Genomic DNA, 26,095 nt, shown 5'->3' on the forward strand with positions numbered 1-26,095 from the left:
TTGTACATTATAAATATAAGGATATCTATGAGTCAGTGGGCAGGCCGGTTTCGCATTTTATTGCTGGTCAACGTTGTTGTCAGTTTTATGGCTTTTTCTCAAGAGTTATTAACAGAGAAACCAAATATTCCTTCAGGCTTAAATCCAGAATATGCTGGCACACAAGCTTGTATAGATTGCCACCAAAACGAGGTGGAGGCCTGGAAAGGGTCACATCACGATATGGCCATGAAGCATGCAAGTACAACCTCTGTGCGTGGTGATTTTGATAACCATGTTGTAACGCACAAAGGAATGCCTAATCGTTTTTTTAAAAAAGGCGACGAATTTTGGGTCAATATTCAAGGTGCTGACGGGCAATGGCGTGACTATAAGATCAGCTATACATTTGGCTGGGAGCCATTACAGCAGTACATGGTCGAGTTTGAAGATGGCCGCGTGCAGCTTATTCCTTTTGCTTGGGACACAAGAGCTAAAGTTGAAGGGGGACAGCGTTGGTTTCATCTTTATCCAGAAACGACAACAACGGATGAATTCTATTGGACCAATACCGGGCAAAATTGGAACTTCATGTGTGCTGATTGCCATTCAACGAACCTAAAGAAGAATTACGACGCTGACAAAAACACTTACAACAGCTCATGGTCAGAGATTAATGTGGGATGCGAAGCATGCCATGGTCCCGCTAGTCAGCACATAGAACTGGCCAAGAAATACAAAAATGCTGGCACTTCTTTTGAGCATGACAGCCATTATGGCTTTGATCGAAATTTGTCTAAAGCAGTGTCGGATTGGGTGTTTGAGGAAGGCCATAGTACGTTACAGCCGAAATCAATTGAAGCAACCAATCAAGTGCAAACATGCGCTCAATGCCATAGTCGCCGAACCCAGTTAAATGAAACAGGTGATCATGTTAAAGGTTCTTTTTTTGATAAATATCGCTTAAGTCTTATAACACCTGAACTCTACTATCATGATGGACAGATTTACGACGAAGATTATGTTTATGGTTCGTTTCTTCAATCTGAAATGGCAGAGAAGGGGGTCACGTGCACTAATTGCCATGATCCACACACGGCAGAGTTAACGATCCCAGAAGAGGCAGTATGTTCGCAATGCCATATTGCATCGGAATATACACCTGAAAAGCATACCTTTCATAAGGCTGGATCTGAAGCATCGCAATGTACGACTTGTCACATGCCAGAAACGACTTACATGCAAGTCGATCCTCGTAGAGACCACAGTTGGCATATTCCACGACCGGATTTGAGCAAACACATTGGAACGCCCAATGTTTGCATGTCATGCCATGAAGATAAAAGCAATCAATGGGCCGATGAACAGATAGCAGAATGGTACCCGAATTCGAAGTATCGTAATCAACAACATTTTGCTGTCGCATTTTATGCGGATTCAATTGGTCATCAAGGAGCAGCAAATGCGTTGGCATACTCTGCTCAGGATTCGTCTTTAAAAGACATTATTCGCGCCTCAGCCCTGGAGAGAATGGGGGGCAACACTGACCAAAATACAACAGTATCTTTGGCTAGGGCCGTTAAGAATGAGAATGAAATGGTTCGATTAGGGGCAATTTCAGGCTCGTCTGGTTATGAATTTCATGATCGGTGGCGGATTCTAGAGCCATTGCTTGGTGACCCGGTGCTTTCAGTGAGAGCGGAAGCTGCCTCGGTGCTGGTAGCGAACTACGCACAAATGACCCCTTTACAAAAAGATATCATTAAATCACCTTTAGAAGAGTACATGGAAATTCAAGAGTTTAATGCCGATCGTGGTTTCGGAAGAACCAATTTGGCGAATGTGTACCGCAGCTTAGGTGAAATCGACAAAGCGGCCGAGCTGTATAAACAAGCGATCAGCATCGAACCCTATTTCGAAAATAGCTACGTTAACCTAGCAGATTTGTATCGTCACCTAGGTAAAGAAGAAGCTGCGCTCACGGTGCTACAACAAGGGATGAAAGCTCAACCTAAATCCAGCACGTTACCATACAGCGCAGGTCTTTCTTTGTTGCGTCAAGGCAAAGCTGATGATGCGAAAAAGCTACTTAGACGCGCCGCAGAAATTGGTGAAACTAATGCTCATTATTGGTACGTGTACGGTCTAGCCCTAGAAAAAAGCGATGTTCTAGAAGCCAGTAAAGCGTTGCAAACAGCATTTGAAGTCGGTGGCAATCCACAGCACTTGTATGCTCAATGCGAGGTTCTAGCGAGAAATCATAAAAAAGGTGCTGTCGCTTTTGCTTTCGATAGGTGCATACAAGAGCTTAGTCACTATGCACCTAAACAAGCTATTGATCAGCTTAAAGCCTCTATTGTCGGGGTCAATAGGAGCTAATTACCAAAAGTGGAGCTTTTATCGCTCCACTTTTTTCTTGCTTAGTTTAATCAGCGTCTTTCGCTAATCTCAGCCCCATGTCGGACATGATGACTGACTGGCTAGCAAAATCGCGACGATAGTTTTCGGATTCGTCAGCATCATAGGCAAAGCTACCACCTCGTACAGACTTGTGTGCAAGGCTTTCTTTTTCATCTTTTGCGTTTACCGGATTATCACTTGGTGCTGATTTGTAATAACCTTCATCAAACGCATCAATAACAAACTCACCAACATTACCCGTCATATCGTATAAGCCAAGCTCATTCGGTTTTTTCTGACCTACCTTGTGTGCCTTATTGTTTGAGTTACTGGCATACCAGGCAACGTCGTTAATATCATCAGCTCCCGCGTAAGTGAATCCTTGACTTAGATTCCCCCCTTTCGCTGCAAACTCCCATTCTGCTTCTGTGGGTAAACGATAGTGCTCTCCCGTTTTTTCATTCAATTTCTTTATAAAATAATTGGCTTGTTGCCAGCTAATGTTATTCACGGGCGTATTTGGATTTCTAAAATAACTCAGAGAAGAGCCTGTAACCGATTCGAATAACTCTTGGGTTACCTCAAATTTTGCCAAATAGAAATCTTCCACGCGAACGGTGCGAGCCGGGCGCTCGGATTTATTTGCTGACGGATTATCCGAGCCCATCGTAAATTGTCCACCTTCAATAAGAACCATATCTTGATCGATTTTTTGGGCAAGAGGGCTAGGTTGTGTTGTTGCACATCCAGTCATAATTAGCGAAATCGAAATAGCGGCACCAAGGTAAAGAGTATTACTTTTGGAATGCTTCATAGGGGAGCTCCATCAACATTTATGATCAAAGAATTTTATCAGGCAAGTCTATGAAAAACAGTTATACACACTATAACAAGCGCCACGAATAATTGAACATTATCATCACACTAGGCGATTAACTTAATGATTAGTCTTAGCGCCGTTGGGCACAGGCTAGCAACTAAGAAGGTGATGAATGCACATAACTCAAGGTCCGCAGTTCAATGGAAAAGCATCCAAGCGATTACATGTCATGGCGAAACCTATCGGTGCAGTGTGCAATATCGATTGCACCTATTGTTACTACCTAAGCAAACAAGATTTACTTGAGTACAAGCCAGGCTGCTCACCAGTCATGGATGAGGAAACGCTCGAGACCTATATCCGTCAATATATAGCGGGACAAAATAGACCTGAAATTATTTTCTCTTGGCAGGGTGGTGAGCCGACAATGCTAGGTTTGGATTATTTCAAGACAATTGTTGAGCTACAGAATAAATACCGTCCCGATGGCATTACGATCTCCAATGACCTCCAGACTAATGGCACACTGCTTAACGATGAATGGTGTGAGTTTTTAAAGGCGAACAACTTTCTCGTCGGTTTAAGCATTGATGGCCCAGAAATGATGCACAACGCTTACCGAACAAACCGAGCTGGTAGAGGCACATTCCGGCAAGTTATGAATGCGGTTGAATTATTACATAAGCACGAAGTAAAGTTTGCTACGCTCACTTGTGTTAACAACTTGACCGGCCGTAACCCACTTGAAGTGTACCGATTCTTGCGAGATGAAGTACGCTCCCCTCAAATGCAGTTTATTCCAATAGTTGAGCAGAAAACATTCAGAACAACCGCCCCTCAAACTTGGGAGCCAAACGAGCAACTAAAGCAAGGAGATAAACGGTTGATCCCAGGTCATAAAGATGCCGTTGTTGAGCCTTTTTGCGTTGCGGATGAAGCATGGGGAAATTTTCTGATCGCGATTTTCAATGAATGGGTTTTACACGATATCGGCAACGTGTTTGTGCAGTACTTTGAAGCCAGTATCGAAACCTGGATGGGCAGAAAAAACCCACTGTGTACGTTAGGTGAAATCTGCGGGAAGGGCTTAGCAATGGAGCCTAATGGTGATGTGTTTGCGTGTGATCATTACGTGTACCCAGAATATAAGGTTGGAAACTTTCATCACGAAAAGCTCGATACGCTCGCTTATAGCTCTGAACAGCAGAAATTTGGGTTTGCTAAAAGTCGTACGCTGCCCCAACAGTGCCTTCAATGTGATTATCAATTTGCATGTTTTGGAGAATGTCCCAAAAACCGTTTTATCCGTACTAGGCAAGGTGAGCCTGGTCTTAATTATCTCTGCGCGGGTTGGAAGAAGTTTTTTACCCATGTTGATCAGTCGATGGCGTACATCTTACGAGCGACAGGTAACCCAGTGGTTCACGGTAAATACAGTGACCAGATTCTACGCCAGCAAGCTACTCAAACACAGACTGTGTTTGAAACGAAGTTTTAAGATAGTCACTACGCCTGCTACAGGCCCGGAAATGAAAGAATATAGGTTATTGAATGCAAAAAATTAAGCTGCTCTCTAAATCATTACTCGTGATCTCGATCGGCATTGCTGCGAGTCAAACAGCAGTGGCACAAGAAACAACATTGCTAGACCCAGACCAGGTATCGCCGACAACGGTTGTCACTCCACAAGAAGCTCAAATGACACCGGCGCAACGAGTCGAAAAGCTGTCTTATGATGCGCAAAATAAAAAGTTGTCTTCAGAAAAACGTATTGATGCTTTACGTGAGTTAGCCAACTATCCAAGCCAAAATGCATTGGTTGCAGTTGCGCGTGGGTTGCAGGATGAAGATGCAGGTATTCGCGAAGCTGCGATCGTGGGAGCACAGCCATATATGATTGAGCACCGTTGGCGTTTGATTTCACCATTATTGAGTGATGACGCCGCCATGGTGCGAATTACAGCAGCGATTAACCTCGTTCGAGATTACGCCAATTTGAGTTCGGAGCAACAGCAGTCACTTGAGGGGCCTGTTTCAGAGCTGACAGCACACTTGTCCAGTAAGAACGATAATGTTTCCAAGTTATTACTTGCAGACGTTTACCGTTGGCATCGTGATTGGGATAAAGCGGCGCTGATATACCCAGAGTTAACTAAGCTTGAGCCAAACAACCCTCAAGTTTGGTTAAGCTATGCAGACAACTTCCGAGCGCAACAGCTAGACCAAAAAGCTATCAACGTGCTTGACGAGGGTATCAAGCTAAATTCAGAAGATGCCTCGCTGCATTATTCTAAATCTCTCGCTTTGGTTAGATTAGACAAAAAGAAAGAAGCGGCGTTTGAAATAGACAAAGCTGCGACGATGGCAAAGACGAACAGTTACTTTTGGTATTTAAATGGTGTTCTGCAAGAAGAGTTAGACTTGAAGAAGTCTGTCAACGCTTTTGAGCAAGCGTATTTGATATCCGGTGCTCCAGAACAATTGTATGCCGTGTGTGACATCTATGTCAGATACGGCAACCCTAAAACGGATGACTGTTTAACAGAGCTAACGAAGGTCGCTCCCGACTATGTTATTGAAGAGCTCAATCAGAAAAAGGGACGTAAAAGTGCCTCTACATCAGTTGAAGCCAATGAATTTAAACTCTAATCGGTAAATTCCATGTTCCTATTTCAATAAAATAGTGAACCAATTTAGTGACGGCGTCACTCTTTGGTGGCCGTTGGATATGTCAGTTCAATATGCGCCTGTTTCAATTGAACTATACTTTTGATTGGATTCGCACCTAGCACCTCAATATAAGGAATTAAGATGGCTATAAAGTTAAAGACGATTGTCTTAGCAACAGGTTTTGCTCTGTCTAGTTATGCTGTTGCTGCTGATATGCAAGATCCACTTCCGTCATGGAACAACACTGACGCTAAGCAAGCTATTGTGGCGTTTGTTACGAAAACAACGACCCAAGGTTCGGATTCCTATGTGCCTGAAAGCCAACGAATCGCGACGTTTGATAATGATGGAACACTTTGGGCAGAAAAGCCTGTTTATCTACAGTTGTTTTTTGCGATCGATAGAGTAAAAGAAATGGCCTCTGAGCATCCTGATTGGAAGACAACCGAACCCTTTGCTTCCGCATTAAAAGGTGACATGGAGGGGATTGGTAAACAAGGACTCGAAGGTGTAATGAAGCTTGTTATGGCAACCCATTCTGGAATGTCTACTGAACAGTTTCATCAAGAAGTTAAGGAATGGTTGAAAACGGCTGTCCATCCAACAACGGGTAGACCATACACTGAAATGGTCTATCAACCTATGCTCGAACTGCTCGACTATTTAAGAGCGAACGACTATCAGACCTACATCGTTTCTGGAGGCGGAATTGAATTTATGCGCGTTTGGGCGCCGGAAGTATACGGCATTCCAACGCAAAACATCGTGGGAACGACGTTAAAGGCGGAATATCAAAGTGTTGATGGAAAACCTACCATCCAACGCATGCCGGAAATAGACTTTGTCAATGACAAAGCAGTAAAGCCTGTGACGATTCAAAACTTCATTGGCAAACGTCCGGTAATGGCGTTTGGTAATTCTGATGGTGATTTACAGATGTTAGAGTGGACGAAAGCAGGTTCAGGTCCAAGATTTTCTGCGATTATCCATCACACGGATGACAAGCGTGAATGGGCGTATGATAAAGATTCTCATGTTGGTAAGTTAGATAAATCGTTTAAAGTAGGTGAAGAGCAAGGTTGGCTATTTGTCGATATGAAACAAGATTGGAATCAAGTGTTTAAAGAGAGCACTAAATGATAATCTTTGTTTGACCATAACTTGCTGCAACCAAACAATTGCAACGAAATAAAAGGCCTCACAATTGAGGCCTTAGTTAATTCCACAATAGCTTCGATACCTAGGGTCTAGTTTCTAGGTTGCTGTGTCATTGTTTCTACCACTTTTTCAATACTTAACGAGCTACCTTTCGTTGCAGGGAACTCCTTAAATGTCTCTAGGAACTTACGCACGATAGCTTGAGCAGGAACGAACATCCACATTTGATCAGCGTAAAAATGTCTGACGTAAAGTGCTGCATCTGGACCGACCTCAAATGGATCCATACGAAGGTTTACAATCAAAGGCCAACTAGGTGTTTTGCGGTATGCCTCATTAATGGCACCCTCCATAATACTGAAGTGGATCTTCCAGTCTTTATAACGAACGGCGTTTAAATTACCACCAGCATCGAAGTAAAAGATTTCTTTGCGTGCGCCTTCATCAGCTTTACCAGTCAGCAGATCAAGTTGGTTGTAGCCATCTAAATGTGCTTTAAAGGTTTTGCCCGCTGCTTTATGACCCTTCAATAGTTTTTCTTTCACATCAGGTTCGCCCACAGCTGCGAGTAGAGTTGGCATCCAGTCTTCTTGTGAAAAGATATCGTTGATAACCGTTCCTGGTTTAATGTTTCCAGGCCAGCGTACCATCATCGGAACGCGGAATCCGCCTTCCCAAGTCGTACCTTTTTCGCCCTTGAACGGTGTAGTACCACCATCTGGCCAGGTAAATTTCTCAGCGCCATTATCAGTACTAAAAACAACAATGGTGTTATCTGCTACGCCTAGCTCTTCAAGTTTATCAAGCATGACACCTACTTGATCATCTAGGTCCATCATGCCATCGGCGTATAAGCCGTAACCTGACTTCCCTTGATATTCTTCACTCAAATGTGTCCAGACGTGCATACGGGTTGAGTTATGCCAAATAAAGAATGGTTTGTCTTCTTTTACTGCTTTTTCCATAAATGCCAAGCTAGCATCCATGAACTCTCGGTCTACGTTTTCCATACGCTTACGAGTAAGGGGACCTGTGTCCTCGATTTTGCCATCCGCAGTCGCCTTCAACACGCCTCGAGGTCCGAATTTTTTACGAAACTCTGGATCTTTTGGATAAAACTCAGACTCAGGCTCTTCTTCCGCGTTTAAATGGTATAGGTTACCAAAGAACTCATCAAACCCATGGTTAGTTGGTAGGTGCTCATCTTGATCACCAAGGTGGTTTTTACCAAACTGACCAGACACATAGCCGTGATTTTTAAGTAACTCTGCGATAGTAGGATCTTTCGATTGAATACCCTCTTTTGCGCCGGGCATACCAATAGTCAATAGACCGGTACGAAACGGATGTTGGCCCAGAATAAATGAGGCTCGTCCGGCAGTACAACTCTGTTGTGCGTAAGCGTCTGTGAAAATGGCACCTTCATTGGCGATTTTATCAATGTTAGGAGTCTTCCCTCCCATCATACCATTGTGATACGCACTAATGTTGTATACACCTACATCGTCACCCCAGAACACAAGGATGTTGGGCTTATCGGCAGCAAAGGCTGTGGACGCAGCTAATGTACCGACCAATGCCATTACCTTTTTAATCGAGTTTCGCATGAAAATCCTCCGCGATAAATGAATCCATTATCGTTATATAACGTTACTAATTGTGTTCATCATGGCGAAGTCGAGTGAGATGACACCAAATGAGACAATGTAGTCAGTTGAATATAGTAGAGGTTTTTTGTTGCTTCCAAGTAATCCCTGTTTTTCAAAAATGTTAACTAACATGGACTAGACTTTAGTGTGTTTTAAGTGTGATAAGACGCACTTACAGGATTGAATTTCAATGAAAGGCGACACTATGAAAAATAAAATAGCAACTATCCTGTTTCTATGTATCCCGTTAGAAGTGGTTGCGGAAGAGACACCAAATGTCGTGGTAATGTTGGTTGATAACCTTGGGTGGGGGGAACTAAGTTCCTATGGGAGTACCAGAGGTGTTGAAACTAAAAACTTAGATCAACTTGCTAGAGAAGGTGTACGCCTTACTAATTTTAATGTGGAACCGCAATGCACGCCAACTCGCTCCTCATTCATGACGGGGAGGCGAGCGCTTAGATCTGGGACAGATAAGGTTGTTTGGGGAGTGCCTTACGGTATGGTGAACTGGGAAATAACCATTGCAGAGAAGTTTAAGGAACAAGGATATAACACGAGCCTTTACGGGAAATGGCATTTGGGAGACCAAAAAGGGCGCTTTCCAACGGATCAAGGCTTTGATGAATGGTATGGCATTGCAAATACGACGGATGAGTCAGAATATAGCTCTCAACCCGGTTATAAAGCTATATTACCTAAACCTCAAATCCTTTCAGCTAGAGCAGGGCAGGACCCTAAAGGGGTCAAAGAATATAATTTGGACTCACGTAGAACGATTGACAGTGAGCTAGTTGAACATGCCACAGATTTTATAAATCGAAATGTGAAAGAGAATAAGCCATTTTTCTCTGTAATTACTTTTACTCAACCACATTTACCGACGCTACCTCATCCTGATTTTATTGGTAAAACAGGCAAAGGAAATTACTCAGATGTGTTAGCTGAGATAGATTTTCGAGCTGGGCAAGTTATTGGTGCAATAGAAAAAGCAGGAATTAAAGACAATACACTAGTGATTTGGTTTTCTGACAACGGTCCAGAGTGGCATATGCCATACCAAGGCTCTAGCGGGCCATGGCGTGGTGCGTACTTTACGGCTCTTGAAGGGTCTCTCCGAACACCATTTATTGCCTCTTGGCCTAACCACATCAAACCGGGTAGAGTGAGTGATGAAATTATCCATGTTGTGGATCTATTTGCCTCACTTTCTCATGTCGGTGGATACAAATTACCAAGCGATAGAACAATAGATAGTATTGATCAGTGGGCCTTTTTAAAGGGAGATAGTGAAAAGTCTAATCGAGATGGTTTTATCGTTAACAATGGCTCTGAAACCTACGCTTATAAGTGGGAAAATTACAAGATGCACTTTATTGATCAAGATATCATGCCGGAGAAAGGGCGCCCATTACAGATCCCTGAAATATACAATTTGATTGATGACCCTAAAGAGGAGTTTGATTTAAGAAATAATGCCACATGGTTATTTCCTATCATGATAGGAAAGAGAGTAAAGTTTGAATCTTCCGTTGCAACAAGCTGCGATACGATTCCTTTCCCTGCTCCATTTGGATATAAGCCCGATTGTAGCAAGGGGAATTTCAATCAATTTCCAGTGGATGGGTTACGCCAGAAGTAGTTTACCCCAATGGCTCTTTCTCGCATACATGAGGTATGTTTTTGGTTCAATATCTCATTAGAGCCATTTAGGGCCATGTTTTTTCTAGTTTCATTTGAACAGTCACATTCGTCGACCATACTTAAAGTTCGTTGTTTCATATGGGGCGAATTATGCAGCCAATACTCTACATTCAAGTCGGTAATGTTCTTTGGGCGGTTTTAAGTGACGGTTCTTGGATCCAAATGTTGCCTAACGAACAATTAGTTCCAGAAGTAGAGGTGGTTGTTCTTAATACTGACATTCTCGATATTGCATTTAATGAAGATACAACAAGTGAGGATGAATCGAGTTCGAATGATCTTTTAATTGCTTCTCAAAACGGTATTGAATCCACTTTTAATCAGAGCGTTCGAGATTTTAGTGAGTCTTCTGGTGGGTTAAGTTTTGTTGCCTATATTCGCGCAGTTTTACCTGAGCAACTCGTTTCTAATGGCTATGTTACCAGGCCAGCAGTGCAAGAAAGAGAAAACCCAACTTCTGAGACTCAGGCTCCTGAGCGGTTGAATCCCGATGCTATATTAACGGTGGATATTCTTGATGGCGGCGATGGATACGAAAACCAGTTTGAAGTTCCTAGTGTCACGATTCAAGGTGACGCACTCAAGATAAGCGATGAGTGGCTTGTTACTATCACCATTACCGACAGCCTCAATAATTCCATTACTGTTACAACGACCGTAGAGAATGAGGCGTATACCCTATCAGGCGTTGATCTGTCTTCTCTTGCTGAAGGGCCGCTTACGGTGACTTCTGTGGTTTCTGACATTTATGGCAATAACCTGAACGCCGTCGATACGACCATTAAAGATACGCTTGCAACGGTGAACGTCAATTTTGATGGTGGAGGGGATGAGTATTTAAATCAGTACGAAATCGCGACTACTCGCCTCGAAGGGACGATTGAAAACATTGAAGATGGCCAGCGTATCCAAGTTACGGTAACCGACTCGTTAGGAGCGGTCATAAACTCAGAAACGGTGGTGACTGGTGGAAGTTGGTCTCTGGACGACGTTGACCTTTCTGGATTGTCTGAAGGTACGCTGACCGTTGTTGCTGAGAGTATAGATATAGCGGGCAACCCTGCAACCAGTGAAAACACCATCATCAAAGATACGCTCGCAAGTGTGACGGTGGACGTTGACGATGGCGGAGACGGCTATTTAAACATTGAAGAGCGCCAATCTGTCACTTTGTCAGGGCAAGTCAGTGATGTTGAAAATGGTCAGACGGTTTCTGTCACGGTTCAAGACAGCTTGGGGGTGATGCTCTCGTTCAATACCGTTGTCGTTGATGGTATGTGGCAAGTCGAAGGGGCGAACTTATCCACGTTAGCCGATGGGGCGTTAACCGTATCTGCCTCCGTGAATGATGTGGCGGGCAACCAAGCGAAAGCGATGGATGAGGCTACGACCATAGATGCCACTGCTCCCACCATTGATATCGATACGGATTTTTATATTAGCGGTGGTCTTGCCATTGATGATTTCCGTGAGGGTATAGTCACGGAAATGAGAGGGACAACCAGTGGTGTAGAGCAAGGTCTGGCAGTGATGATTCGGGTAAGTGACGGAGACAGCACGCTGAATTTTACTGGCCTTGTTGATGCATCAGGTTCGTGGACAGTAACCGGAATTGACGTAAACACTCTCAATCTAAACAGCACGTGGACCATTGAAGCTGAAGTGTTGGATGCCGCCGGCAACCATGCGGTCGATACCATGCCGACAATAGTGCTACCCGGTTCAACGGTATTTTCTGAAAACATCGTTGGATTTTTTGGTGAGCAAAGCAGCTCGGCAGCCATCAACATAGAAAATGGTGTGCCAGCACTGCATGCAGAGCAGCCAAGTTTGAGCGCGCTTACATCGGTCGGTCAATCTATTAATGTTGTTGTTGCAGAAGATGGGTTGAGCTTACAAGGAACATCGACTGACGACCGATTAGTTTTCTCTGCAGAGGTCAATGATGATGGTACGGTTCAAATTACTTTTTATGAAGCGATTGATCATGGTGTAGGTCAAGATGAGCTGGTGACTAACGTATTGGTTGAAAGCACTCAAAGTGATGCTGATGGTACACAAGAAACGGTTGTGGCCCCCCTAGAAATCGCCATCCTTGATGCCGATCCAGTGATCGCAAATGAGTCATATAGTGTAACCGAAGGCCAAGTCATTTCTGGCAATGTACTGGAGAATGACATTGATATTGATGGTGACTTGTACATTCGATATGTCAGAGCCGGAGGAGAGATCCAGTCTGTCCCTGATGGTGGCTCAGTAAGTTTTAGTCTAGAGAAGGGGGAATTAACCGTATTTTCAGATGGCTCTTGGCAGTTGAATGCCAGTCGCAACTTAGATCACACGGTTGAGCAAAGTCTCGTTTTTGATTATCTCGCAGCCGATGATTCAAAAGATTACGGTGTAGCAACCGCAACTATCGACATTATAGATGGCCAAGCGGGTTATGTAGGCAGCGCTACTATAAACACAGCAGAAGTACCTCTGGGAGAGGCATTATTAACCACCGAAGGCAGTGTTAATGTGATTGCTGGCTCTGATAACCCTGATCCGACTAGTTTGTATTTTGGTGGGGCATCCATTACTAAGTTAGAGGCATTAGGGCTTACAAGCTCAGTCTCTGATAATGAGCTTAGCTACACGTTAAGTTCCAGTGGAAAGCAAATCACAGCATTTGGCAATGGTGTGACTGTATTTACGTTAACATTGAGTAGCATTGAGTCGGGTAACGATGTACTAGCTTCAATCTCGCTTACTCTTGATCATCCTATCGATCAATTCAATAGTAGTGATACGGTCACTTTCCCGCTGACCATTGGAGGGACAGATCTAGACTCCACACCGCTTGTAGAGAATGAAATTGATTTCGTGTTGAAAGATGGTGTTGATCCTACGTTGAGCAACTTGACTGTTGTTGCAATCGAGGAGATTAATCTAGAAAGTGGGGCAATCTTTAAGACTGGGAGCCTTCAACTCGATATCGGGAGTGATTATGTTGACTCTCTTCGATTTAGCGAATTAAACCAGCCCACATTAGTGAGTAGTGAAAGTGAGTTGCTTTACCGTCTGTCTGATGACGGTACGACAATTACTGGCTATATCTTAGAAGGTGGGGTGGAAGTAAATATTTTTCAATCGAAACTATTATCCACATTACCTTTAGAGTCGAGTAGTGAAATAGAGTATTCCTTTGAATTATATCGCTCTTTCGATCTGTCAAAAGATCAAATCCTGGATATACCATTGTTAGTTAATGCAACAGATTCAGACGGTGACACCACCTCCGTAACATTGGATATTACCTTAGAGGCAATTGAAGGTTTGAACGATGATGCCTCTTTAACGGTGGATATTCTTGATGGCGGCGATGGATACGAAAACCAGTTTGAAGTTCCTAGTGTCACGATTCAAGGTGACGCACTCAAGATAAGCGATGAGTGGCTTGTTACTATCACCATTACCGACAGCCTCAATAATTCCATTACTGTTACAACGACCGTAGAGAATGAGGCGTATACCCTATCAGGCGTTGATCTGTCTTCTCTTGCTGAAGGGCCGCTTACGGTGACTTCTGTGGTTTCTGACATTTATGGCAATAACCTGAACGCCGTCGATACGACCATTAAAGATACGCTTGCAACGGTGAACGTCAATTTTGATGGTGGAGGGGATGAGTATTTAAATCAGTACGAAATCGCGACTACTCGCCTCGAAGGGACGATTGAAAACATTGAAGATGGCCAGCGTATCCAAGTTACGGTAACCGACTCGTTAGGAGCGGTCATAAACTCAGAAACGGTGGTGACTGGTGGAAGTTGGTCTCTGGACGACGTTGACCTTTCTGGATTGTCTGAAGGTACGCTGACCGTTGTTGCTGAGAGTATAGATATAGCGGGCAACCCTGCAACCAGTGAAAACACCATCATCAAAGATACGCTCGCAAGTGTGACGGTGGACGTTGACGATGGCGGAGACGGCTATTTAAACATTGAAGAGCGCCAATCTGTCACTTTGTCAGGGCAAGTCAGTGATGTTGAAAATGGTCAGACGGTTTCTGTCACGGTTCAAGACAGCTTGGGGGTGATGCTCTCGTTCAATACCGTTGTCGTTGATGGTATGTGGCAAGTCGAAGGGGCGAACTTATCCACGTTAGCCGATGGGGCGTTAACCGTATCTGCCTCCGTGAATGATGTGGCGGGCAACCAAGCGAAAGCGATGGATGAGGCTACGACCATAGATGCCACTGCTCCCACCATTGATATCGATACGGATTTTTATATTAGCGGTGGTCTTGCCATTGATGATTTCCGTGAGGGTATAGTCACGGAAATGAGAGGGACAACCAGTGGTGTAGAGCAAGGTCTGGCAGTGATGATTCGGGTAAGTGACGGAGACAGCACGCTGAATTTTACTGGCCTTGTTGATGCATCAGGTTCGTGGACAGTAACCGGAATTGACGTAAACACTCTCAATCTAAACAGCACGTGGACCATTGAAGCTGAAGTGTTGGATGCCGCCGGCAACCATGCGGTCGATACCATGCCGACAATAGTGCTACCCGGTTCAACGGTATTTTCTGAAAACATCGTTGGATTTTTTGGTGAGCAAAGCAGCTCGGCAGCCATCAACATAGAAAATGGTGTGCCAGCACTGCATGCAGAGCAGCCAAGTTTGAGCGCGCTTACATCGGTCGGTCAATCTATTAATGTTGTTGTTGCAGAAGATGGGTTGAGCTTACAAGGAACATCGACTGACGACCGATTAGTTTTCTCTGCAGAGGTCAATGATGATGGTACGGTTCAAATTACTTTTTATGAAGCGATTGATCATGGTGTAGGTCAAGATGAGCTGGTGACTAACGTATTGGTTGAAAGCATTCAAAGTGATGCTGACGGTACACAAGAGACGGTTGTGGCACCGTTAACGATTACTATTTATGACTCTGATCCGGTGATTAGAGATGACACATACTCAGTCGTAGAAGATCAAACAATTACGGGCAATCTACTTGAAAATGATATTGATCTTGATGGAACACTTTATGTGAAATTTGTAGAGGCTGGCGGGGAGCAGAAGTCAATTCTAGAGGGGGGATCCGTAAGTTTTAGTTTAGAAAAAGGCGAATTAACCGTATTTTCTGATGGCTCTTGGCAGTTTGATGCAGGTCGAAACCTAGATCATTCGGTCGAGCAAAGTGTTTCTTTCAGCTATTTAGCTGCAGATGACTCCCAAGACTATGGCTTGGCTAACGCGACGATTGATATTAGTGATGGACAAGCAGGTTACGTAGGCAATGCGACTATAGACGTAACAGAAGTCCCTTTGGATGGCCCGATATTGAACTTTGAAGGAACTGTTAATATTGTCGCGGGATCTGACAATCCGGATCCGAGTAGTTTGTATTTCGGTGGGTCATCTATTACTAAGTTAGAAGCATTAGGGCTTACAAGCTCAGTCTCTGATAATGAGCTTAGCTACACGTTAAGCTCCAGTGGAAAGCAAATTACAGCATTTGCCAATGGTGTCACTGTATTTACGTTAACATTGAGTGGCGTTGAATCGGGTAACGATGTATTAGCTTCAATTTCGCTTACTCTTGAGCACCCTATCGATCAATTCAATAGCAGTGATACGGTCACTTTCCCGTTGACCATTGGTGGCGTAGATTTAGATGCCACACCGCTTGTAGAGAATGAAATTGACTATGTTCTAAAGGATGGCGCAGACCCAACTTTAAATAATTTGAATGGGGTAGAAGTAAAAGAATCTGATCTCGCAAATGGAGGTGTGTTGAGCTCAGGGAATTTTCAAGTTGAGGTTGGCAGTGATTACCTCGAATCTTTGTCGTTCATCGTCTCTGAACAACCCTTGTTGACGAGTGGTGAACAAGTTGTGCTTTATCAAGTCTCTGCGGATGGCAAAACACTTGATGGTTATATTCTTGACGAAGATGGGCAAACTCAGATTCCCATCTTTCAAGCTATCCTCAATGCTCCATTACCTATTGATACAAATGGCGACATTACCTACTCCTTTGAGCTTTTTCAGGCTCTCGACCAACAAGAAAATACTGATCCAAACGTACCTCTCGTTGTTACTGCAATGGACTCAGACCAAGATAACACGTCGGTCGTTTTAGACATTAATGTGATAGATAACGACAATGGACAAGCGTTAATCAATAGTGGCAATGTCGAGTTAACCGAAACACCTGTCGATACAAACATTGCTCCTGATGGGGTTTCAGCCATAGCGAATACGGATGTGATAGTTACGTCATCATTCGATCCGATTGTGTATCTGGGTGTTGACATAAATGATGGAGATACTGTCAAAACTACACTTGGTGATGCTGTTACTTATAACGGAGAGGCTGTCACTTGGTACGATAACAATGATGGAAGCTTTGACGTAATTTCAGACACTGGAGACGTTGTATTTAGGGTCACGTTACCTAGTGACTTCTCTTTGCCATCAAATGATACGTCTACCGTTAATGTAACTGTAGAGCTTTATCACTCGCTTGACCATGTTTTAGGTGATGGGACGCAATTGTCGATCTCTATGCCCATCGTGGCGAGAGATTCTGATGGAAGCGAGATCTCTACGGAGTCCAACATACTGGTCTATGATGGCTTGTTTCCGGAACTAGTAATTACAGAGGGAATCACAGTCAATGAAAGCGGGTTGAATGATGATTCGCTTGATTCTGGCATCGAGGGCTCGTCACCATCCATTACGCTATTACAAGGTTCAGACTCTATCGCCAGTGTGAGCGTGAATATCGATATGTTCAATGCGCTCGGCTATAAAACAAGTAGTGGCAGCCTGGTTGCGCTTGATTCACCGGACTCGAATGGTTGGTTATATGCAAGAGATGAAAGCGAGCAAGACGTCTTTAGAATTAGATTTAATACCGATGGGACTGTCGAGTTTGATCTATACCGTGCACTTGAACACGATGAACCTGACGGTGTTCCAGCGGACGAGAACACATTAGAACTCAGTTTTTCAATTTATGCCGTTGATAAGGATGGCGACCAGTCTGAAGCTGAGATATATACCGTTAGTGTAGTGGATGATATCCCCGAAGACACAAGCTCACCAATAGAAATTGAACTTACCGAGGGGGATGAGTTTTCGGGAAACTGGTTTAGCAATAATGCCGACTTAATCAGTTCAGATGGCACGTTGATTTCAAGTTTGACCTATGCAGGTGAAACATACGATACGGCGAGTTCGGTATTTAGCAATGATGCTTGGACCATCGATTTAATCAATAGTAGTGATGGTAACTTAAAATATGGAACGCTGACTATTGCTCAAGATGGGACATTTACGCTAACTACCGAGCTTATTGTTAATACGCCTGTAGGTGGTTTGCTTGATGATCTAACGATAACTGTGACGGATGCAGACGGTGACCAAGCAAGCAGTGAAGCTCAATTAATTCTTGATGATGCTAGGGGCTTTATTCGAACCGTTAATGTAGATACGTTAGAAGATAATGGCGCGAATAATAGTGGAGACCCTACGCCAGTCGCGTTACCGATTAGAGTTTCTCCTGGGGATACGGAGAATAATGAGCGTGTTGAAGCGATAAGGATCTCTGTTGAATCTCTACAAGGAGGGGCTCTGTTTTTAGACGGAGCGCGCCTTGAAGATGATGATAATGACGGATTTATTAGTCTTTCTGGTACAGAGCTAATGGGGGTGGGTATATTCACTGTTCCAAATGGTGATCTCACTTATCAACCAGCACTAAACCTGTCGGGCAACACTATCAAAGTTTCTTTAGCAGTGTCTGCATTAATCGTATCTGATGTCGAACCAGATGGTTTTGTATTACAAGGCAATAATACGTTAAATGTTAACGTTTTACCGGTTGCAGATTTGCCAGAGTGGTCTAATGATTCGGACTTTTCTTATCAAAGTGTTGAAGATTCCGCTGAATCACTTTCACTCAATATTGTCGCTGAAAAGTTTGACCAAGACGGTTCTGAAACGCTCCACTACCAAATTTCGAATATTCCAGATGGACTTATATTAACACTTAACGGAAGTGCTATTGAGGAAGGGAAAGCGTATAGCCAATCCGAGTTAGATCAAATTGAAATCACATCTAACGAAAACTTAGCCGGAAGATTTACTTTTGATGTAACGGCAGTAACGACTGAGTCGGGTAGTGTGTTTGCCGATGAGCAAGATAAAACAGCGGAGATCACTGAGCAAGTTGTTATCGATATATCTCCAGATGCCGATGTGCCTACGCTGACCGTTAAAAACATTCAGGGGCTTGAAGACCAAGCGATTGACTTAAAAGAGTACATCTTAGGGCGGCTCACTGACACAGATGGCTCGGAGTCTCTGTCTTATCGCATAGAAGTTCAAGATGGTTGGACATTGCCTGTCGGAGCTGGGATTACGCTTATCGGTATTAATACCTACCTAGTGACCTCCAATGCTCTAGCCAATTCAGAGGCGTTACTTCAACCAAAATCGGATATCAGCTCATTTACTGAATCTCTATCCCTTCAAGTAACCGCCATTTCAACAGAGTCGACTATTGATGGCTTAGCACCTCTTAATGAAACCGCCGAGAGCCAATTTGCAACCATTGACATTAAGCTAAAAGGCGTGGTCGATGAACCAATTGTCCTAGATGGTGGACAGGGGAATTGGCAATATGATCAAGCGACTAAAGTAATTAGTAATCTCTCTACGTTAGACGAAGATAACCTGATACAACTGGATTTTATCATCCAGACATCAGACGACGACCTATCAGAAGAAATTAATATCTTGCTTCAGAACATCCCTTTGGGAACACAACTGACAGATGTAAATGGTGACCCTATTGTTCTTCCAATTGCTTACGTGGACCCAATAACGGGGCCAGTTTATCAGGTCTCAAACGCTGTTCTTGAAAACACTTACCTCAAAACAGAGCAAGATTTTAGTGGAACACTGAGCATGGATGTTATCGTCGTTTCAACAGAGCCGGATGGTGATTCTGCTGAAACCCCTCTTAAAGTGGAAATGGAAATCTCACCTATTGTTGATCAAACTGACGGTCAAGAATTACAAAGCAATGGTATTGAGGACAATTTCATCACACTAAATCTTGAGCCTGTCGTTAATCAAGATATAGATTCTAGTGAGTCCTTGACAGGATACACCATTGTATCCATTCCAGATGGCTTAACACTTTACTTTGATGGTAATGCAGTAGAGGAAAGTAATTTACCGTTAGAACTCAATGAACTACTCGATGGTAGCTCGGCAACATTATCTGAGTTGTTAAACAGTGGACGAATCACTGTAAAAGCTAATGAAGACCTAAGTGGGACGTTTAGCCTGGAAGTTCAGTACGAAGTGACAGACACGTCTCCGACGATGGAGACTGATGTAAAGGCAATCCATGGCTCTTTGAGCGTCGTGGTTTCTGGCAAAGTGGATATTGGTAATGAAGATATTGACAAAACACGTTTAGAAGGCGCGACTGAAGTATTCACAAGTACGGATGGGTCTGCTGTCGACGTGAGTGGAGGCATTACATTTACAGAAGCGGATATTGATGGTTCAGAGTATCTCGATTACATCGTTTTACAGATACCGCAGGGTCAAGACCTCATTGTTACTCATCCGAACGGTGCTTCTCAAGATGCCGATGGGAACTGGCTGATTCCAATGGAAGGAATCACAAGTGATAGCGTGTTGGAAACCGCTCAAGATTTGCTTGCTAGCGCATCGATTTATAGCCCATCTAACACAGAGATACTTGATGTGAATGTGTTAGCGTATGTTCGAGATGGAACGGATGCTCAATACATCACTGGTCAGTTCCAAATTCAAATTACTGGCCATGAAGGAGATGGAGACCAGTGTGCTGATCCTGGTGAACCAGGAAGCGTTCAAAGTGGGGATATTGTAGGTAAAGAAGGTGAAGATGTCTCAATTGGGGCGTTTTTAAACCCTGATGTAGCGAGTAGTGACGGTAACTTAGTTTCCTTCTTTGTCGCCGCAGATTCTTTACCTGAAGGAGTCGAGCTTACTGGCGAAGGTGTGATACCTGCTTATGATAATGCGGGCAATCTGTTGGGTTATTCAATTTCTAGCGCTGGATTGTCTTCTTTGACGCTTACTGGCGTGGATGAGGACTTTGCTGGATGCATTACTTTCAATTTAGAAGTGACAGAAACGGCCCCATGCGATGGTGACTCGAAAACAACCGCTCAGACCATTACGGTACAAATCTCTCCTGTTGTCGATGATATCGCGATAGCACCAAGCCAAGTTACGGTTCAAGAAGATACTATAACCAACCTGAATCTTGCTCTTGTATTGGGCGATAGTGAAGGGCCAATGCAGTCCATTACTGGAGAAGGTGACGCAGCGACTGGCCTTGAAAGTGTCAATTGGGTTTCTTTATCTGTGTCTGACGAGAATGCGCGGTTTACTGCCGTGGACCCGAGCCTACTCATTGACAACGGTGATGGAACATGGGTAGTGACAGATGTTACGCGTCTAAACGAAATTCAGTTAATCCCACCTGAAAACTACAGTGGAGAGCTTGTTATTTCCGTTGACGCAAACATTACTGATGAAGTCACGGGAAGTTGTTTAAGTACTGACAATGCGAAAGATACTCAAACTAAATCAACAGAAGTTACCGTTACCATTGCCCCAGTGGTTGATAAAGCGGTTCTGGAAACAGAAGACGTAGTTGGTAATGAAGATAATTATATTTATTTAGGAAACTTATCTGCATCATTAATCGATCAAGATGGTTCTGAGTCGATGTCTTTGGTCATGACAGGAGTGCCAGACGGAGCCGTGTTGGTTTGGGACAATAATGGGACGTTCGAATTGCTCCCTGATAACGGTTCAACGGATGGTGAGAGCAAGGAGTGGCAGCTAACTCAAGCACAACTTGATAAGGTTTACTTTCTACCGCCACTAGATTTTAGTGGGGATATTTCATTAACACTGCAAGCTATTACCCAAGAGTCTGGATCAAACGACTATAACTATACCACTTCTCAGTTCAACGTCGGCGTAAAACCGATTGGCGATGATGTATCGTTGAATACAACCTCTAACACGTTCACTGGAGATGAAGGTGATTCCATTTCGATTGACTTTTTAGCGAGCGGTTTTGAAACAAATAGCAACGAATATATAGAAGTGTCGATGTTGATCAAAGCAAGCTCTGAACCCTCTGCATTGGAAGGCTTAGGTAGGATTCGTATTGGAACTCAATTCTCATCCTTTACCTTCGATGAGGCGGGCAATGCCGTGGCGACGGTATTAGTGCGAGCAAATGAAGTGTCAGGTTTGGAGTTCATTCCGAAGGATGCATTTGGAACGATGGATGTTGCTCTCAATGTTAGAACGTTTGATCAAGCGATAGTGTCAGAGACACTCGAAACCGATTTTGGAGATGTGCAAACTACCGATCTAACCATTGTTGTTACCCCTGAAGCTGATGAGCCAACACTAACGGCCGATTATCAGTCTATTGTGTCTGAAGCGTCTGGGAGTATTCCTTTGGGGTTGAGCATGAATTTAGTCAATCCTGCACCCGAAGAGTTTGGAAGTGTGGAGATTCGCGGATTACCAACAGATCTAGAGTTGAGTCATGGTGAAAGATTGAACGGCATTTATACTGTTGATCAAGAGGATGTCGCTGATCTTTCCATCGTTGGCGGGTTTAGCGGTGCAAGTGATTTTACGTTGTCGATAAAACCGATTGCAGCACTGGGTGCTACAGTCGCAGAAGGTGCTGCTCAGACAGTCAATGTTACCTTAGTGGAAGAAGGGGGCCAAACATTACTTGCGACAGATGCTAATGATTTGCTTATTGGAGGAAGTGGCAGCGATGTATTCCAGTTTGACAGTTCAGGGCTCGGTAACGAGTTAAAGCCCTCGTACGATGTGATCAACGATTTCCAAATATCCGTTATTGGTGATGATAATGACACAATTGACATCGCCTCGATAATCACCGCTACCTCGATAACAGAAGTCGATAATAAGCTCGATTTAACAGAGAATGATGATGGCGTAACGCTTCACATAAAACCAGAAGAGACGGGGACAAAACAACAGATTCTTATGCAGGGCGTCACTCTTGATCAGCTTTACAAAGGTGACTCGACTGGCGTAGCCGAAGAAAATGTCTTACAGAAGATGATTGATGACAACAACTTGCTAGTAGGTGGTATGTCATGAAGCATCACTCATCCTCATCAAGTGAGCTGACTAACGATCCTTGGGGGCAATCGTTAACTTGGTTGATGCGTTATTTTGAGGTTAGACACCATACAAAAAAGGTGCTTTCTGGATTACCTCTTGTTGAGGGTAGATTGGATAGTGACTTATTCATCAGAGCCGCTGAGCGAGCCGATCTTGAACTCACATTAATCGATTTAAAATCCACCGCAATGTTGAGCTTTCCATTGGTGGTAATCAATAGGAAGACGTTACAACCCGCTATTATATCTGAGCGACATAACAGCGATTATCAAGTCACGTTATTTAGTGAAGATCAAGGTGAAACGCAATACGTCACGAGCGAGGAGCTGCATAATCAATTCCAGCCTCAAGCATGGCAAGTTTCTATGCGTCCAGAGCTGGACAAACGGATAAGTTCTATTCAAGCGGATTATAATGAACATTGGCTTTTCGCCGTAGTGAAAGAAATGTCTCCGTGGTATCGAGATCTTTTGATTGCCTCTTTCCTTATCAATACGCTAGCGCTAGTTATTCCGCTTTTCACTATGAACGTTTACGATCGTGTAGTGCCTAATCAAGCTTTCAGTACATTATGGGTTTTGGTCGCTGGTGTCTCCGTCATCATTATTTTTGATTGGCTATTGCGTAAAGCAAGGGGAGTTGTCACTGATACCGCGGGTAAGTACATCGATAACAAGCTTTCTTCGATACTTTTTTCTAAAGTTATGGGGATGAAACTTGAACACCGTCCTGCATCAGTCGGTGCATTCGCTCGACAACTACAAGATTTTGATAGTGTTCGCGATTTTTTTACTTCTGCATCTCTTGTGACCTTAGTTGATCTCCCATTTACGTTGTTATTTTTAGTCTTAATAGGTTGGCTAGGTGGGGCAATGATGTTCATACCTATTGCCGTCATGTTTATCCTGCTGATCCTTGGCTTTGCGGTAAAAGCAAAAATAGAACAATCACATACGGAAAGTGCTGCACTATCCATGAAGCGACAAGCTCACTTGTTTGATTCATTGTCCTCTTTAAAAGAGATTAAGCAAAATAACGCTACGGGAGAAGCACAAAAGCGTTGGGAGCAAACGGTATCCATGCTTTCTGATTGGCAAAATCAATCGCGAAACTATTCGAATATCGTTGCTTACTCCATTCAATCTAGCCAGCAGATAATTACCGTAATGTTACTTGTAACAGGCGTGTACAGAATTTCTGAGGGATTGCTCAGCATGGGGGGGCTCATTGCTATTGTCATGCTTAGCGGTCGTGCTGCAGGGGCGATTAACCAGTTAGCTATGCTGTTACTTCGCTATCAACAGACAAAAACAGCGGTTGAAGGCTTAAATTCTATCATGTCTTTACCTCAGGAGGCGCAACGCAGTCAGGTCATTACGTCTGCCGAATTTACAGGGAATATACGTTTAGAAAACGTGAGCTTCCAATACCCAGATGTTGATATGCCATGTTTGAGAGATATTAATCTTACTATCAAGCAAGGCGAACGCGTTGGCGTTATTGGTAGTGCAGGAGCAGGAAAGTCTACACTCCTTTCTATTATTACCAATCAACTCAGTGCCTTACAGGGTAGCGTTTATTTTGATGACATTGACAGTCAGCTTTGGCCCGCCGAATTGATAAGAGAGAAAACGGGTTGGGTTGGCCAAGATTCGCATCTTATATACGGCAGCATTATGGAAAACATAGTATTAGGACATCATGTTATTGATCAAGAACGATTACGCCGTGCGATAGAATTATCGGGTTTGAACCAGTACATGAGTCGCCTTCCTCATGGTCTAGAAACGCAAGTCGGAGAAGGAGGGCGTTATTTGTCGGGGGGGCAAAGGCAAGCTGTAGCGATTTCAAGAGCTTTTTATCGAAACCCAGCAGCATTAATTTTAGACGAGCCAACCAGTTCCTTAGACCAGCCTGCTGAGAATGCATTGTTTAATGCTCTCAAATCGTTGCCGCACTCGACGACGATGATTATTAGCTCTCATAAACATTCCTTATTATCGCTTTGTGATCGAATTGTTGTGCTTGATAAAGGCACAATTTTGAGGGAAGGATCGCCCCAAGAAATTTTTGCTAAACAACAGTCTAACGCGAAAACGAACAGAGTACGCGCAGTATCAATTGTACGCGAAGGAGGTCAATGATGAGCACAGTTCGTTGGAGTAATGCTCATTTAGCAAACCGTTCGAGAACGTTGATTTGGTTGTCTGCCGCGTTAGTGCTAAGTGTGATTATTTGGGCCTCGTGGGCGAGGTTAGACGAAGTGGTTGTCGGCGAAGGAAAGGTTGTTCCTACTTTGTCTGTTCAGACGATTCAGAGCTTAGAGGGAGGCATTCTAAAGGAGTTACTTGTCATGCCTGGTGAAAGCGTCACTAAGGGGCAAACCATCGCTATTCTGGATGATACAAGGTTTAAGTCGACCTATTCGGAGACCTCTGAACAAGTTGAATCTTTGCTCGCCAGAAAGCAGAGGCTTCAAATTGAATTAGAAACGGTAAAAGTGAATAGCCTCCAACTGGATTGGAAACAACAAGTGAGTATCGAGCCTCAGACATTTGATATTTCGATGACCGGCCACTCTGCCTATCTGAATGCCAAAGCAAACTATCTTGAGCGGTTGAGCCAACTGGAGTCTGAGCTGGAGGAGGCTAAATTGCGAATTGAGCAACAATCGCAAGCTTATCTAGATACCTTGAATACCATTCAAACACTAAAAAGCAGTCTGGTTATTGTCTCGAAAGAGCGAGATATGTTGAGAGAGGTGGTTTCTAGTGGCGCGGTGGCTGAAGTGGAATTATTAAAACTGAATAGAGACGTTATAAAGCTCAAAGGAGACATCGCGAGTTCACGAGCTGCTGCCCAAAAGCAAAGGGCTGTGTATTCTGAATCCATCGCAGATTATCGTGGTACTGCGCTTGCTTTTAGGGCAGAGGCACAAGGGCAGCTCAATGAAGTTGTGACGCAACTAGCGCAGCTCAATGAAAGTCGTCAGGCGATTGCGGATCAGTTGAATCGAACGCAGTTACTTTCTCCGGTCGATGGAACCATCAAAGATGTTTTTGTCAGAACCATCGGAGGTGTGGTTAAGCCGGGTGAGCCTATTTTAGAAATAGTCCCTCGTAATAGCACGTTAATCGTTGAAGCGAGAATTTCTCCTCAGAATATCGCCTTCATAAGGCCTGGCCTGCCGGCAACGGTAAAGTTGTCTGCCTATGACTTTGTCATTTACGGAGGCCTAGAAGGAGAAGTGACCTACGTAAGCGCCGATGCACTTCAAAATGAAGAGGGCAATGCCTACTACCGTGCCAACGTTACTTTCAAGGTTGATGATAAGTTTACGATCATCCCGGGAATGCAGGTTGTGGTAGACATTCTTACAGGAGAAAAAACAGTACTGAATTATTGGTTAAAACCTATATTACGTGCGAAAGAGAATTCGCTCAGAGAAAGATAGACATAA

General features: G+C 43.8%; 10 protein-coding genes. 8 read left to right on the forward strand and 2 right to left on the reverse strand.

From position 1 onward, the window contains the following. Positions 1–27: 27 nt before the first annotated feature. Positions 28–2,358 (forward strand): tetratricopeptide repeat protein, encoded by a 2,331-nt coding sequence (locus tag R7040_RS02170; RefSeq protein WP_005377766.1) that lies wholly within the window; start codon positions 28–30, stop codon positions 2,356–2,358. A gap of 46 nt (positions 2,359–2,404) precedes the next feature. Here R7040_RS02170 and R7040_RS02175 read toward each other — a convergent pair whose 3' ends face one another. Next, the gene (locus R7040_RS02175) at positions 2,405–3,133 is read right to left on the reverse strand and encodes a formylglycine-generating enzyme family protein (protein WP_372434443.1); all 729 of its coding nucleotides are present in this window, start codon (positions 3,131–3,133) and stop codon (positions 2,405–2,407) included. 238 nt (positions 3,134–3,371) lie between these two features. Between R7040_RS02175 and R7040_RS02180 the strand changes: the two genes are divergently transcribed. The 3 genes from R7040_RS02180 (at position 3,372) to R7040_RS02190 (ending at position 7,009) form a co-directional block, all read left to right on the forward strand. Beyond that, positions 3,372–4,697 (forward strand): anaerobic sulfatase maturase, encoded by a 1,326-nt coding sequence (locus tag R7040_RS02180; RefSeq protein WP_005377764.1) that lies wholly within the window; start codon positions 3,372–3,374, stop codon positions 4,695–4,697. Positions 4,698–4,750: 53 nt separating this feature from the next. Next, positions 4,751–5,848 carry a hypothetical protein gene (locus R7040_RS02185; protein ID WP_005377763.1) on the forward strand — a complete coding sequence of 366 codons (1,098 nt, stop codon included), beginning with the start codon at positions 4,751–4,753 and terminating at the stop codon, positions 5,846–5,848. Positions 5,849–6,010: 162 nt separating this feature from the next. After that, on the forward strand, positions 6,011–7,009 hold the full coding sequence (locus R7040_RS02190) for an HAD family hydrolase (RefSeq protein ID WP_005377762.1): 999 nt from the start codon (positions 6,011–6,013) through the stop codon (positions 7,007–7,009). A 107-nt stretch (positions 7,010–7,116) separates the two neighbouring features. Here the strand turns inward: R7040_RS02190 and R7040_RS02195 are convergent, their stop codons facing one another. Continuing rightward, positions 7,117–8,634: an arylsulfatase gene (locus tag R7040_RS02195; protein WP_005377761.1), complete on the reverse strand. Its 1,518-nt coding sequence runs from the start codon at positions 8,632–8,634 to the stop codon at positions 7,117–7,119. A 247-nt stretch (positions 8,635–8,881) separates the two neighbouring features. Here R7040_RS02195 and R7040_RS02200 point away from each other — a divergent pair, with 247 nt between their 5' ends. From R7040_RS02200 to R7040_RS02215, 4 genes are all read left to right on the forward strand, one after another. Further along, on the forward strand, positions 8,882–10,318 hold the full coding sequence (locus R7040_RS02200) for an arylsulfatase (protein ID WP_232284621.1): 1,437 nt from the start codon (positions 8,882–8,884) through the stop codon (positions 10,316–10,318). A 152-nt stretch (positions 10,319–10,470) separates the two neighbouring features. Continuing rightward, on the forward strand, positions 10,471–22,611 hold the full coding sequence (locus R7040_RS02205) for an Ig-like domain-containing protein (protein ID WP_318095329.1): 12,141 nt from the start codon (positions 10,471–10,473) through the stop codon (positions 22,609–22,611). Next, positions 22,608–24,779 (forward strand): type I secretion system permease/ATPase, encoded by a 2,172-nt coding sequence (locus R7040_RS02210; RefSeq protein WP_258481441.1) that lies wholly within the window; start codon positions 22,608–22,610, stop codon positions 24,777–24,779. Before R7040_RS02205 ends, R7040_RS02210 begins: the two co-directional genes overlap by 4 nt. Then, entirely contained in the window at positions 24,776–26,089 is a 1,314-nt protein-coding gene (locus R7040_RS02215) for an HlyD family type I secretion periplasmic adaptor subunit (RefSeq protein WP_318081195.1), read from the forward strand. The genes R7040_RS02210 and R7040_RS02215 overlap by 4 nt, the downstream gene beginning before the upstream one ends. The last annotated feature ends 6 nt before the right edge of the window (positions 26,090–26,095 follow it).

This window comes from Vibrio sp. 1069, from assembly GCF_033340555.1.